At 60.6% G+C, this 14216-nt stretch carries 10 protein-coding genes; 4 read left to right on the forward strand and 6 right to left on the reverse strand.

Going from position 1 to position 14216, the window contains the following annotated elements; genetic code table 11:
* Positions 1-202: 202 nt before the first annotated feature.
* Positions 203-2572 carry a GNAT family N-acetyltransferase gene (locus tag P3T20_RS33760; protein ID WP_429289140.1) on the reverse strand — a complete coding sequence of 790 codons (2370 nt, stop codon included), beginning with the start codon at positions 2570-2572 and terminating at the stop codon, positions 203-205.
* Positions 2573-2848: 276 nt separating this feature from the next.
* On the opposite strand from P3T20_RS33760, the gene P3T20_RS33765 reads away from it, so the two are divergent.
* Together P3T20_RS33765 and P3T20_RS33770 are read left to right on the forward strand one after the other, a co-directional pair.
* On the forward strand, positions 2849-3718 hold the full coding sequence (locus tag P3T20_RS33765; protein WP_429289141.1) for a LysR substrate-binding domain-containing protein: 870 nt from the start codon (positions 2849-2851) through the stop codon (positions 3716-3718).
* A 138-nt stretch (positions 3719-3856) separates the two neighbouring features.
* Positions 3857-4225, forward strand: coding sequence for a hypothetical protein (locus tag P3T20_RS33770; RefSeq protein ID WP_429289142.1), 369 nt, complete (start codon positions 3857-3859; stop codon positions 4223-4225).
* 8 nt (positions 4226-4233) lie between these two features.
* On the opposite strand, the gene P3T20_RS33775 is transcribed toward P3T20_RS33770, so the two are convergent.
* The gene (locus P3T20_RS33775; RefSeq protein WP_074266678.1) at positions 4234-5835 is read right to left on the reverse strand and encodes a peptide chain release factor 3; all 1602 of its coding nucleotides are present in this window, start codon (positions 5833-5835) and stop codon (positions 4234-4236) included.
* A gap of 451 nt (positions 5836-6286) precedes the next feature.
* Between P3T20_RS33775 and P3T20_RS33780 the strand changes: the two genes are divergently transcribed.
* Positions 6287-8341: an alkyl/aryl-sulfatase gene (locus P3T20_RS33780; protein WP_429289143.1), complete on the forward strand. Its 2055-nt coding sequence runs from the start codon at positions 6287-6289 to the stop codon at positions 8339-8341.
* A gap of 33 nt (positions 8342-8374) precedes the next feature.
* A complete protein-coding gene (locus P3T20_RS33785; RefSeq protein ID WP_429289144.1) occupies positions 8375-8908 on the forward strand; it encodes a hypothetical protein in 534 nt (177 codons plus the stop codon).
* 123 nt (positions 8909-9031) lie between these two features.
* Here the strand turns inward: P3T20_RS33785 and P3T20_RS33790 are convergent, their stop codons facing one another.
* The 4 genes from P3T20_RS33790 to fae all read right to left on the reverse strand — a co-directional run bounded on the left by P3T20_RS33790 (position 9032) and on the right by fae (position 13611).
* Positions 9032-10423 (reverse strand): MFS transporter, encoded by a 1392-nt coding sequence (locus P3T20_RS33790; RefSeq protein WP_429289145.1) that lies wholly within the window; start codon positions 10421-10423, stop codon positions 9032-9034.
* Between the two features lie 124 nt (positions 10424-10547).
* The gene (locus P3T20_RS33795) at positions 10548-11987 is read right to left on the reverse strand and encodes an NAD-dependent succinate-semialdehyde dehydrogenase (protein ID WP_429289146.1); all 1440 of its coding nucleotides are present in this window, start codon (positions 11985-11987) and stop codon (positions 10548-10550) included.
* Complete coding sequence (locus P3T20_RS33800) at positions 11984-13021, reverse strand: aldo/keto reductase (RefSeq protein ID WP_429289147.1); 1038 nt, start codon at positions 13019-13021, stop codon at positions 11984-11986. Before P3T20_RS33800 ends, P3T20_RS33795 begins: the two co-directional genes overlap by 4 nt.
* Before the next feature lie 65 nt (positions 13022-13086).
* Positions 13087-13611 carry a formaldehyde-activating enzyme gene (gene fae, locus P3T20_RS33805; RefSeq protein WP_429289148.1) on the reverse strand — a complete coding sequence of 175 codons (525 nt, stop codon included), beginning with the start codon at positions 13609-13611 and terminating at the stop codon, positions 13087-13089.
* Positions 13612-14216 lie beyond the last annotated feature (605 nt).

Raw genomic sequence — 14216 nt, forward strand, 5'->3', positions numbered from 1 at the left:
ATCGTGGTGAGCTCAGCGATTCGGACTTGCCCGTGGGACGGCGAACGACATATGCGTTCACGCCGTGGGCGTGCTAAACGACGCCGTGATTGCGATCGCTGAAGGGAGCATAAAAATATATTGGAAGCGAGCGCGGCAAACACTCGGACGATTCTCAAAGGGACGACACAAGAAACCGACGCGCGACGCAATGGCTTCCGAATCAACCTTGCGCGGCTTCTGCGTCATCCAGCGCCATCCTGAACCCCACCACACCTGGATCTTCGGTGTGCGTCACCGTAAATCCACTCGCTCTGGCCAACGCGATCATCGGTCCGTTCTCGCGCAGCGCTTCGCCCACCAGCCAATGCGTGCCGCGCGAGCGCGCATAAGCGATGATCTTCTCCATCAGCAGTGTGCCGAGGTGCCGCCCCTTCTGATCGGAGCGAATCGCCACCGCGAATTCAGCGGTTTCGTTATCGGGATCCGCCACGGCGCGCACCACCCCTAACGTCCGCGTGAAGCCTTCCTCGCATGGAACCGTCGCGATCAACGCCATTTCGCGGTCATAGTCAATCTGCGTCATGCGCGCGAGTTGCGAGTGATCGAAACTGCCTACGGCGCCGAAGAAACGCAGACGCAGATCGTCGGGCGTCATCGCTTCGACGAAGTCGTGATGAGCCGCCTCGTCTTCGGGGCGAATAGGTCTTACAGTGATCTGCAGACCGTGCCAATCGAGCGTCTCCTCGTAACGGCGCGGATACGGCATGATCGCGAGCCGGCTGCGCTTGGCGCCGAGCCGGATAGACGGCGCGATGACAGCGACGTGCTCGCGGAATACCCGCAGCACGAGCTTTAAGCCGACTATCTCGCGTACATCGCATACCGCCTGTGAGAGCGCCGTGAAAGCCGCCAGCACCGGTTCGGGCGCAGCAACCCGCGCGTAAGGCGAGCGCATCACCATATCGCGCGCCAGCATGGGATTGAGCGGCGGCAAGCCGAAGACCCGCTCCGGCGCCGACACGCCATCCGCCAATGGCGTCGTGAAACGGAACACGGGACCAAAGTTATCGTCGTCGTGCAGTTCGACGTCGATGTCGACGATCTTGCCCTGCACCGCATCGAGCGGTTCGACATGCAACCCGAAGTGCGCGAGCAGATGTGCCGCGGGTTCCTTCGTCAGCGTGTCCTCACCCGCAGCCAACGCCGCGCGCGCCTGCGCCTGAGCGGCGTCGGTCTCAGCGGGGATCTGCGCCGGCAGCCCTTCCGGCGTTTGCATCAACAACTCGCGCCCCAGCCGGTAATCGACCAGACGAGCGAACGCCCGGGCGAGGCGCTGCGGGGTCGTATGCACCGGAATGCCCTGCGCATGCAATGCATCGCGCGTCGCCGCGTCCACTCCGCCAAAGAAGCACGCCAGCAAACCGCGATACGCGAATCGCTGATTCGCGATCAGCGCCTGCGCGACCTCGCCGACCGGCGCGTTATGAGTCGACGCGTGAACCACGAACGCCGTCCCGGTCGCCCCTTGCTGCGCGAGAACCTGCAACGCCGTGCCGAAATGCTCGGCACGAGCGTCGTCGCCGAGAAGCAACGGGTTGCCTGGGACCGCGCGCGGCAACGCCTTGGCGACCTCGTCCACGGTCTCCGCGGGCCACTGCGCAAGCGTGTCACCGGCCGCCGCGAACGCATCGCAGGCGAGCGTCGCGACGCCGCGGTCGCTGGTGATCAGCGTCGCCGTCGCGCCGGCTGCAACGCGGCCCACACCGAGCGTTTCGATCTCGTCGAGCAGATCGTCGAGCGAGTCGACGCGCACCATCCCCGCGCGGCGGAACGCAGCTGCGTACAAGCCATCGGCGGGATCGGCGCGCCCCGAGCGCAGCGCCAGGACCGGCTTGTTGCGAGCCGCCGCCCGCGCCGCCGACATGAACTTGCGGGCCGCGCGTACCGTATCGAGTTCGAGCAGGATCGCGCGGGTACCTGGATCGCTCGCCAGGTAGTCGAGCACGTCGCCCGCATCCACATCCGCCTCACCGCCGAGCGCCACCGCGTGCGAAAAGCCCAGTCCACGCGCATACGCCCAGCCCAGCACGGCATTGGTCAGCGCATTGGATTGCGAGACCCACGCCACCCCTCCCGCCTTCACGAGGCGCGACGGCGCGCCCAGATGCGCCCGCAGTGCCGGCGACATCACCCCGAGACTGCCGGGTCCGACAATGCGCAGCAGATGCGGCCGCGCCGCCGACAGCGCGTGCCTGAGCGCGGTGCGGTCCTCGTCCGTGTGGACTTCCCCGACGATGATCGCGGCGCGCGTGCCCAGACCGCCAAGTTTGTGGATGATGCCTGGCCACGTCGACGGCGGTGTACAGATCAGCGCCACCGTAGGAGCCTCCGGGAGGTCGCCGGCATCGGCCACGGCGGCGTGACCGTCCAGTGCGTCGTATTTCGGATTCACAGGCCACAAGGCGCCATCAAAACCGCCGCCCAGCAGGCTCGTCCATACCATCGCACCCGTGCTGCGCGGCCGTCGTGAAGCGCCGATCACGGCAACGGATTTGGGTCGAAACAGCGCATCGAGATTGCGAACGGTCACGGGACACTCCGCGAGTCGAAAGAGGGTGCGTTCAGGAGCAACGCGCATCCCCTCAGGATAGGCGATGCCGGCACCGTTGTGCGGCGCTTCGGGTCAGGAAAGCGCACCGACGGCGCACACTGTCAGACGTGTTCCCAGGCGAGCGAATTTTGTTGCTTGCGCCCGCTCAAACACCATCCGAAATGCGACAATCCACGCCATGACAATCATTGCGGGCGGTAGGACCGCGCCAACCCGGCGCACCGCCGGACGACCAGAAAAACGGAAGGTGAAGTTATGCGGCGCTTGCCATCGCTGATTGCGTTGCGCTTCTTCGAGGAGACGGCACGTCATCTGAGTTTCAATCGCGCGGCGAGCGCCCTGTGCGTGACGCAGGGCGCCGTAAGCCGCCAGATCAAGATACTCGAGGAGTCGCTCGACGCGAAGCTGTTCGAGCGCGACCACAAGGGCATCCGCCTGACCGCGGCGGGCTTGCAGTTGCTGCCGTGCGTGTCGGAAGCGTTCGATACGATCGAGCGCGGCACGCGTCAGATCACCACCGCCAAAGGCCGGCGTCGTCTCGTGCTGTCGGTGCCGCCTACCTTCGCGACTCAATGGTTCTCGCCGCGACTCGGCTCGCTAGCGGTGGAACTGCCCGATGTCGAACTGTCCATCCGCACCGAGCCGACTGAGGATTGCCACTGCAACATCCGCTTTGGACGCGACGCGCTGCCGGACGCGCATTCCGAGTTGCTGATGACGGAGCGCCATACACTAGTGGGAGCGCCGCAGTTGCCCGGGCGCCCGCTCGACACGCTGCTCGCAACGATGCCCGCGCTGCATGTGCTGCACAACGAAACGCGGCTCGATCTGTGGCCGAACTGGCTTGCAACCGCAGGCATGCCGGCGCACTACGCTGAGAACGGCATCGAGTTTTCGAATCTGGAGCAGGCCATTCACGCCGCGCGTAAAGGCGTGGGACTGGCCATCGTCGACCGCAACATGATCGTCGAAGAACTGGCGGATGGAAGCCTGGCGCAGATCTCCGAGATCGAGGTCAGCGGGCCGTTTGGGTACTGGCTCGATATCGCGCATCGGCACGAGGCGCTCGAGCATGTGCAAGCGTTTGCCGGATGGTTACGGGAAGAGGTGTTGAAGATGGGGTGAGGAGGCGGAGCCGGCAATCGGAAAGCCCTTCACTACGCTCGACACCTTATACTTTCGTTGCCGTCCATACAGCGGCAGTGGGGTTCGACGGCCGGATCTGTCCAGGACTGCCCGGAACCCTGTCCAAGGAAGCCAATCATGAACGAAAGCAAACCCCGTCTCCCAGAAGCGCTGGAAGCACCCGCCAGCGATCAACTGCTCGACGGCATCCTCGCAAAGGCCGCCAACGCGGGGCAGCGCAACGCGGAACAGTTCGCCAAGCTCGCTGCGCTCGCCCGGGCCATCGAGCAATGCAATTCATCGCCGGCCGCGCGCGCAAAGATGCTGTTCCGCTTCGAAGAACTTGCCAGCAGCGCCGAGGCCGAGGCCAGGCTCGACGCAGAATTTTTCGAAGGATTGCGCGACGGGCAAGTCATGAAGCAGCAATTGCGTCGGGAACACGAACAACGCGACGAGCCTGCTCCCGAGGTCACGATTCTCGCGCCGTCTACGACGACGAAGCACTGAGGGCTGCGTTACATCGCCTTCTTGAATGGCGCGCCCGAATGCTCGCGCAATTCGTTGAAGACGATCTTCGGCCACGCCTTCTGCGCAACTTCGATCTCGGAGATGTGTGAGGCGAGATACGTCGGCGCGTTCGATGCATCGAGCGCAATCCGCGCCGCATACGCATCGGTGAAACGACGCAATTCAGCCGCGTCGTCGCAGGTCACCCAGCGCGACATCCGATAGCGCGCCGACGCCATCCGCACATCGACCTTGTACTCGGTCGACAGACGGTGCGACACCACTTCAAACTGAAGTTGGCCAACCGCGCCCAGAATCATCAAGCCGCCGCCCACCGGGCGAAACACCTGAATTGCGCCCTCTTCGCCGAGTTGCTTGAGCGCTTCGCCAAGTTGCTTGGCGCGCATCGGGTCCACCACTTCGACCGTCTGGAAGATTTCCGGCGCGAAGAACGGCAAACCGACGAACTGCAGGGTCTCGCCTTCGGTCAGCGTATCGCCGAGGCTCAGTGTGCCGTGATTCGGAATGCCAATAATGTCCCCGGGATACGCCTCGCTCACGGTCTCACGACGCTGCGACAGGAACGTCACCACGTTATTGGCGCGGAACGTCTTGTTCGAGCGCGTCACCTTCAGCGCCATACCGCGTTCGAAATGCCCCGAGCAGACGCGGATGAACGCCACACGGTCGCGGTGCGCCAGGTCCATGTTCGCCTGCACCTTGAACACGACACCGGTGAATTTCGGCTCATCCGGCTCGACCGAACGCTGCACCGCCATGCGTGCCGACGGCGGCGGCGCCAGATCGACCAGTGCGTCGAGAATTTCCTTCACGCCGAAGTTGTTGATCGCCGAACCGAACAACACAGGCGATTGCTGACCGGCGAGAAACTGCTCGCGATCGAAATCAGGCGAGGCGCCGGTGATCAGATCGATTTCTTCCTTCGCCTTGACCCAGGCATGACCGAAGCGGCGCTCGCCTTCTTCGTCGCTGAGCGCGTGGATTGTTTCGACCTCGCCGCCCGCCTTGTCCTGTCCGGCGCGGAACAGACGGACCTGATCCCGCTGCAGATCGTAGACACCCTGGAAGTCCTTGCCCATCCCGATCGGCCATGTAAACGGGACGGCGGCGACCCCCAGATGCTGTTCGATCTCGTCGAGCAGCTCGAGCGGCTCGCGCACTTCGCGGTCGAGCTTGTTGATGAAGGTGACGATCGGCGTCTTACGGCTGCGACAGACCTCGAGCAGCTTCAGCGTTTGTGCTTCGACACCGTTCGCGCCGTCGATCACCATCACGGCGGCATCGACCGCCGTCAGCACACGGTAGGTGTCTTCCGAGAAGTCCTCGTGGCCTGGGGTATCGAGCAGGTTGATGACGGCATCACCATACTCGAACTGCATCACCGAACTGGCTACGGAAATGCCGCGCTGCTTTTCGATCTCCATCCAGTCCGAAGTCGCGTAGCGATTGCTCTTGCGGCCCTTCACGGTGCCGGCAATCTGGATCGCGCCCGAAAACAGCAACAGCTTCTCGGTCAGCGTGGTCTTGCCCGCGTCCGGGTGGGAAATGACCGCGAACGTGCGGCGGCGTTTGAGTTCAGAGACTGACATCGGATCGGGCGGTCACAGATAGAGGTTCAAGCGGTATACGGGGCATCGCCGGCGCAGAACCGCGCAGGGAACGAATGATACACGTCATGGGAAACGACGTAGAGAAACGGGGGGCGACGACGGCGGCCGCAGCGGCAGTTTGCGACGCGACGTGTCGGGACAACCACGCACGTCGACCGCCAATGTCCTGGCAGATAAGACACTGCGGTCTAAGAAACAGGTGAATCGAAAAACACAATGATCGCAAAAGGCTTAACGGCCCTGAAAACACGGCGGCGACTTGCAGATGAATCAGAGCTACATGCAATTACCGGAAGATGCAAGCAAATAACTTGTTTGCGAATTTTTACTACATCACCTAGGATTAATCGCGGTGATTGAAGGGCCTAACGATCACTAACCCCCATTGGTTCCTCGCCATGGGACCTTCGGAAAACCTGGAGGTATGTGTATGTCCGACGATAACAATCCGGCTTCCTCGACTAAACGTAGGGAATTTTTAAGAGGTGTCGCCACCGTTAGCATTGCGACGGGTTTCGGTGCAGGAGTGGGTGAGGCGTTGGCGCAAAGCCCCGCAGCGCCTAGGCCAACCGGAATTGGCTCAAAGCCGCCTACTAAAGCAACACGAGATGCCAATTCGGTTTACGCCAATCAGCTGGCATTTAACGATACGCAGGATTTTCAGGACGCCACGCGTGGACTGATTGCTACATTACCCGATCCTGGCATTATTCCCAGCTCTAAAGGCGGTGCCGCCTGGGATTTAGGCCAATTCTCATTTATTACAGGCGGACCAGAAAATAACGCACCGGATTCGGTTAATCCCAGCTTATGGCGAAACGCCAAGCTGAATATGAATCATGGATTATTCGAGGTCGTCGACGGTATCTGGCAGGTTCGCGGTTACGATTTATCGGTGATGAGTATTATTCGCGGCGATACCGGCTGGATTGTTATCGACCCGCTAATGACCGAAGATGCTGCCGTGGTTGTCTGGAAGCAGCTGGTTATTCCGCACCTGGGCGATCGCCCGATTACCCATATCATTTACACCCACAGTCACGCAGACCATTATGGCGGCGTTCGCGGTGTGGTCGACGAAGCGGACATCAAGGCCGGCAAGGTAAAGATTTACGCGCCAGCGGCTTTCACTGAAGCCGCGGTGGGCGAAAACGTGATTGCCGGCAACGCCATGAGCCGGCGGGCGGCCTACATGTACGGCAATCTGCTGCCGAGAAGCCCGACGGGCGTGGTGGACGGCGGGTTGGGCAAGACGACCTCCATCGGCGCAATCACGCTCATCGTGCCAACCGATTTCGCCAACTCGACGGGCCAGAAGCTGACCCTGGACGGTATCGACATGACCATCATCATGGCGCCGGAGTCCGAAGCGCCGTCAGAGTTCATGTTCTACATCCCGAAGTTCAAGGCCTTCTGCGCCTCGGAAGACGCCACCCACACGTTGCACAACCTCTATACGCTGCGTGGCGCGAAGGTTCGCGATGCATTGCTGTGGTCGAAGTACCTGCAGGCTGCCATCGATATGTTCGGCGGCGAAATGGAAGTCCTGTTCGCCTCGCACTACTGGCCGACCTGGGGCAACGAGCGCATCGTCGACTTCCTGCGGGCGCAACGGGACATGTACCGGTATCTGCATGACCAGACCATGCGTCTCGCCAATACCGGCCTGACCCCGCTGGAAATCGCCGACACCCTGCACCTGCCCGACAGCCTCGCCAGGCACTGGTACTGTCGGAGCTATTACGGCACGGTCTTTCATGACCTGATCGCGCAGTACAACTTGCGGCTGGGGTTCTTTGACGGCGTGCCCGCCAACCTTCACCGGCTGCCGCCGGTCGACAACGGCAAGCGCTATGTCGAGTTCATGGGTGGCCCCGCAGCGGTGCTACAAAAGGCGCAGCACTACTACGACAAGGGCGACTACCGTTGGGTCGCCGAGGTGGTGAACCACGTGGTCTTTGCCGATCCAGACAACGTGGCCGCCAAGCACATGCTGGCCGACGCTTACGAGCAGATGGGCTATCAGGCCGAGTCGGCCAGTTGGCGCAACTTCTATCTGACCGGCGCAATGGAGCTGCGTAACGGCGTCCATAAGGTGCCGTTCGGCAGCTCGCAAAGCCCGGACACCATCAAGGCCATGCCTCTGGAGATGTTCCTCGACTACCAGGGTGTGCGCCTGAACGGAGCGCGCGCGGCTGGCAAGACGATCAGTTTCAATTTCGTCATGACCGACACGAATGAGAGTTATGTGGTCGGTGTCGAAAATTCCGCTCTGCATTATTCCAAAGGTAAAACTTCGGATACGGCGGATGCGTCAGTGACGATGACGCGCACTGATCTCAACGAAGTGATGATGGGTAATACGTCAATGGAGAAACTGGTCATGGCTGGTAAAGCCAAGATTAGCGGGAGCGCACCGAAATTAGGTGAATTTGTCTCCTGGCTCGATAATTTCGACTTCTGGTTCAATATTGTCACACCGTAAAAACCGACTAGCCCTAAACACGGAATCAAGACGATGTGTGCAATCTGCGAGCTGAAGATTGAATTTAATATCGGGCATCCTCAGGCGCTCACGGTAGCCGTTGCGACGCGAGAAGCAATGGATACCGGAGTATTGCCGGAAACGCAGGCCGAGGGCGCGTTGAGCAATATGAAGCTGCGATTGGCGGCTATTGATGCGCTCAAGGGCCTGCAAGACCGGTTAGAAGCCGCTGTGCCGACTACGCAGTTAATGGCGCTCCCTGATTTCTATGTGCTTCTGATTGAAATCGGAACCTGGGGATTTTTCCATGCTACTGAGACTGGCTTCGACCCCGACATTCAGCCCGAACCACCCGACGTGACCTCGGAAAATCAGGCTGATCGCGATGTGGTGTTTGTTTCATCCGAAGCAACGATGCAGGCCATTATGAATGAGAAATTAAACATCGACACAGCGTTCGACGATAATCTGCTCATTCTGGATGCAAGCGAAACGCATACGAAACTACTACGATCCGTGCTTGATCGCGCGTTTCCCGTAGAAAGGGGCCGAGCAGTTAATTTCTAGAAAGGGTGCAATACCAAAGACTGTTTCTATTTTATCAGCATTGCTGTTACGGAATATGGCCGAACATTTAACGTTCGGCCATATTTTTTGGCCACGATGGATTTTGTCTGAAGCAATGCAACGCTATGCGCCGCTCGCCTCATTCAACGTCAGGTGCTTCGTTTCCGGCGCCCATGCGATCGACACCACCATGCCAATCAGGAGCACTACGGCTAGCGCCATCATGGTCGCGTGGAAACCCAGCTGTGCAATGCCCAGCGGTAGCAGAAACGTCCCCACCGCCGATCCGAGCCGGCTACAGGCAATGGCGAGACCCACACCACATGCCCGCACCTCAGTGGGAAAGCACTCCGGCGGAAACACGCCCACCAGATTCGAGAACGCCGACATGGTCAGCGTGAAGATCGCGAACGCCACGATCATCGCAATCGTCGACGACTCCGGCAGCAGACTCAGCGCCACCAGCGACAGGCAAGTCACCGCGAACGAACCAATCAGAAACACGCGACGCGGCAGCGCAATGGTAAGCCAGATGCCGATCAACGCGCCCAGCACGAGGAATCCATTCAGCAGAAGATCCGCTCCAGAGCCGTCGTTCAGATGGATCGCCTTGAGGATGGTCGGCAGGAATGTGTAGACCGCGAAATAAGGAATCACCAGGCACACGAAGAACGCGCAGTTGAAGAGCGTACGGCGAATCAGATCCTTTTTGAACAGGCGTGCGAATCCGCCCTGCACTTTGCTGTGATCGTCGGCACCGTTGCCGTCGAGCGTAACGTTCGGGCCGAAGTGTTTGAGCAGGACGGCCTTGGCCTCCGCAATACGCCCTTTGCCATGGAGCCAGCGCGGCGACTCCGGCGTACCCATACGCATTACCAGCACGATCAGCGCGGGAACACCCGCCGAAGCCAGCAACCAGCGCCACGCATCCGGTGAAGCGTGCGCGTACTGCATGCCGAGTACGTTCGCAACGACGTAGCCGACTGTCCACACCACACTGAACGAACCGAGCAGCGTCCCACGATGTTTGCGCGGCGAGAACTCGGCCAGAATCGCATGGCCAACCGCGAAGTCGCCGCCCATGCCAAATCCGATCAACACCCGCAACACGCACAACTGCGCCGGCGAGGTCACATAGAACTGCGCGAACGCGGCTGCCGTGATGATCAGGAAGCTCAGCAGGAAAATTTTCTGGCGGCCCATGCGATCCGATAGCCACCCAAACACAAGACTGCCCAGAAAGATGCCCATCAGAGCGGAGCTGCCAATCATGCCCATCCAGAACGCGTCGAGCGGCATCTGGCGATTCAGCGAGGCAAGCGCATAGCCAATGGTGCCGAGCGCGTAGCCTTCGGTGAAGTGCGCCCCAAAGGTCAGGCCAGCAATCTTGACGTGGAAGGCGTTCAGAGGAACGTCGTCGAGGGGAACACAATCATGTGCGGACGCGGTGTGGTTTGCACGCGGCGGCGTTGAGGCAAGATCAAGTGCACTTACCTGGATATCCTGAATACTCACGCTGTCTCCTCCTTGTTCGAGCAGCCGTGCGCAGCCAGCTTGTCGCCGGTCATCGCGCACGGTACTGCGTCATCCGCTTCGCGCATGCGCAACGCGAAGCGGACCGTTACAAATAATGCGACGATCAGCGACCAAGGCCGCCCATCATCATGTACTTCAACTCCATATACTCATCGAGACCATACTTCGAGCCTTCGCGGCCCAGGCCCGATTCCTTGACGCCGCCGAACGGCGCCACTTCCGTCGAGAGGATGCCTTCATTGACCGCCACCATGCCGCTTTCCAGGGCTTCGGCCACGCGCCACGCCCGGCCGAGATCGCGGGTGTAGAAGTACGCGGACAAACCGAACGGCGTGTCGTTAGCCGCTGCGATCGCTTCTTCTTCCGTCTTGAAGCGGAAGCAGGCGGCGACAGGGCCGAAGGTTTCTTCGCCAGCAACCAGCATCGACTTCGCCGCGTCGATCAACACCGTCGGCTCGTAAAACGTGCCGCCGAGCGCGTGACGTTTCGCGCCTGTCAGCACCTTGGCACCCTTCTGCAAAGCATCCGCGACATGGGTTTCCACTTTCTTCAAGGCGGCTGCATTGATGAGCGGACCTTGTTCGACTTCGCCTTCGAGCGCATTGCCGACCCGCATCTTCTGTACGGCCTTCGTCAGCGCCTGGGTGAAAGCGTCGTAGACGCCGTCCTGCACGTAGAAGCGATTGACGCACACACAGGTCTGCCCAGTGTTGCGAAACTTTGAAGCCACCGCACCTTGCACGGCGGCTTCAATGTCCGCATCGTCGAACACGATGAACGGCGCGTTGCCGCCGAGCTCCAGCGAGAGCTTTTTCAGCGTATCCGCGGATTGCTTCGCGAGCAGCTTGCCCACCCGCGTAGAACCGGTGAACGACAGCTTGCGCACCACCGATGAAGCCGTCAGTGCCCCGCCAATCGCAACTGCATCGCCAGACACGATGTTGAACACGCCAGCGGGAACGCCGGCCTGTTCGGCCAGCACGGCCAACGCGAAAGCGGACAGCGGTGTTTCCTCGGATGGCTTGAGAACCATCGTGCAGCCAGCCGCCAGCGCCGGGCCCGCTTTACGCGTAATCATTGCGAGCGGAAAGTTCCACGGCGTAATCGCCGCGACGACGCCCACTGGCTCACGCGTCACGATGATCTTCGCTTTCGGATTCGGGCTCGGAATCACATCGCCGTAAGCGCGCTTCGCTTCTTCGGCGAACCACTCGAAAAAGCTCGCCGCATAACCCACCTCACCGCGCGCTTCAGCAAGCGGTTTGCCCTGTTCACGCGACATCAGTTCAGCGAGCGCATCGCGGTTCTCGAGCATCAACTCGCCCCAACGCTTCACCCGGGCGCCGCGTTCCTTCGCGGTCAACGCACGCCACGCAGGGAATGCACGTTCGGCGGCGGCAATCGCCTGAGCGGTTTCAGCAGCACCGCCTTTGGCCACGTTGGCAATCAGCTCGCCGGTAGCCGGATTCGACACGGCATAGGTCTCGGCGCCTTGATACCATTCGCCGTTGATGTAATGCCCGGTACGGAGAAAATCGCTCATGCTGCTTTTTCCAGAGTTTGGGCGAACGCCGCTTGCGCCGGCCGCGGCTCGCGGGCGATGCGCTTACCTGCCGTGTAATCGTTGATGAGATCGCAAGGCGTGTAGTTGCGTTCGAGTTCGAAGAGTTCGTCGGCGGAGAGCTTCGTGTCGAGTGCGGCGAGCGCGCTGTCGAATTGCGCGGGCGTATCTGCGCCGACCAGCATGCTTGCCACGCCGCCATGATTCAGCACCCACGCCTGCGCGACCTGCGCGGCGGACACGCCACGCGCTGCGGCCACTCGCGCTACGGATGCGGCAATCTCACGCGAGGCCGTATCGCCGTACATTTGCGCGGTGAAGAAGTCGGTCTGATTGCGCGTCGAGTTCGGATCGCTCGTCAGCAGACCACGGGCCAACGGACTAAACACCGAGACACCTACGCCCTGATCGTCGCAATACGGAATCATCTCGCGCTCTTCCTCGCGATAGGCCAGATTCAGTTGCAACTGCATGTTGATCGGCTTGTGCCAGCCGTTGCGTTCGCATACCTGCATGATCTTGGCGAACTGCCATGTGTACATCGTCGATACGCCGATATAGCGCGCCTTGCCGGCACGCACGATATCGTTCAGCGCCCCCATCGTTTCTTCGACCGGTGTGTTGACGTCGAAGAAGTGCAGCATGTAGATATCGACGTATTCCATGCCCAGACGCTTCAGCGAGCCGTCGATGCCATCCATGATGTGCTTGCGCGAATGGCCGCCGGCGTTCTGATACGTGCCCATGTCGTAGCCGACCTTGGTCGTAACGACGATCTCTTCGCGTCGCGCGATGCGCTTAAGAATGCGGCCCACGACTTCTTCACCGACACCCGTCGAATAAAAGTCCGCGAGATCGATGAAGTTGACGCCGGCTTCGAGCGCGTGGCGCACGATCGGCTCGCTTTGCGCTTCGTCGAAAATCCAGGGCTTCCAGTCGGGTGTGCCCATGTTCATCGTGCCGAGGCATAGGCGCGACACTTTCAGGCCCGATTGGCCGAGGCGAATGTATTCCATTTTGTTTGTCTCCTGATGGCGGCGGCGCTCGTGTGGCGCGAGCAGCGGCGCGCCAGTTAGCGTTTTTAGCGTTGCTTCGGCGTATAGAACGGGTTCGACACTTCGCGCGCGGCGGCAAATACTTCGTCGCGATGCGGCAGACCCTTCATTGCAGCGAGGATCGCGTTCTTGCAGGCGCGGTAGTTGTTCTCGAACACGGCGTCGAGATCGTCGGTCTTCGGGTTGACCCAGTTCGCCGACACGACAACCCAATCGTTTTCCGCTTCCGGCGGCAGCGTGCCGTTCTCGAGCGATTCAGCCACGGCCTTGGCGATACCCGCTTGCGAAGCACCCCAGGTGGCGTTGCCATGGAAGTCGCTGTCGATCTGCGCCTTGTTCACATATAACGTGAGCGGCTTGGTCGGGATACCCGGACGGGCAATGACGACGAACGGCGCGTGACCCGCAGACGGCGTCGACAGCGCGGTAGCGAACGCCTGGCCTGCCGGGCCATTACGCGGGCCGACCAGAACGTTGATGTGCGCGAGATTCACGCCCGGGCCTTCGAAGCCCTCGCCGATAAAAAGTTGCTTTTCTGTCGTTACGCTCATGTCTGTTCCCATCAAGGGTTAGGTGGATGAGCGGATTGTGCTATTCGAGATGAGCGACCATGAATCGATGTTTTTTGATCTGGGGTATGAGACGCGCTCAACTCCGGGTATACCTGCCCGCTGGCCAGACGTGAGCCGACGTGTATCGCCCGTTACGCCGCTAGACAGACTGCAATTTGCGCGCGGTCTCGCGGCTCATCGCCAAGGTCCCGACATTCTTCCCCATTCCTTAAGGTGAGGGTTTTCGGGACCTGCACAGCAAACCGCAAAAAGACCGCTTGAGGTGACGGCCAACCTCATTGCGCATGCACCGAACGTTTTGGATGTGGGAGTAGTTCGAAACGAAGTGAGGAGAGCAAAAGAGCGCATCGGACATCACTCATTCACCGCAGAAAGTGCGATGGATAAATCGCGCAAAGCCTTGTCAGATAAGGTGTTCCGACTTCGCAACGACGGCGTCGACGCAGACGTCAACTCAATCAAGGCTTGCGCAATCGCACCGCGAGCATTCGACAAAAACGGTTCGCAAAAGCCCAAGGCAGCGAAACGCAAAATGCAGTCATCCGCGGAATCAGTGGCTGCGACCAAACGCAAAGGTGAGAGTT

The sequence above is a fragment of the Paraburkholderia sp. GAS206C genome, from assembly GCF_050435645.1.
GTDB classification, from domain to species: Bacteria; Pseudomonadota; Gammaproteobacteria; order Burkholderiales; family Burkholderiaceae; genus Paraburkholderia; species Paraburkholderia phenazinium_B.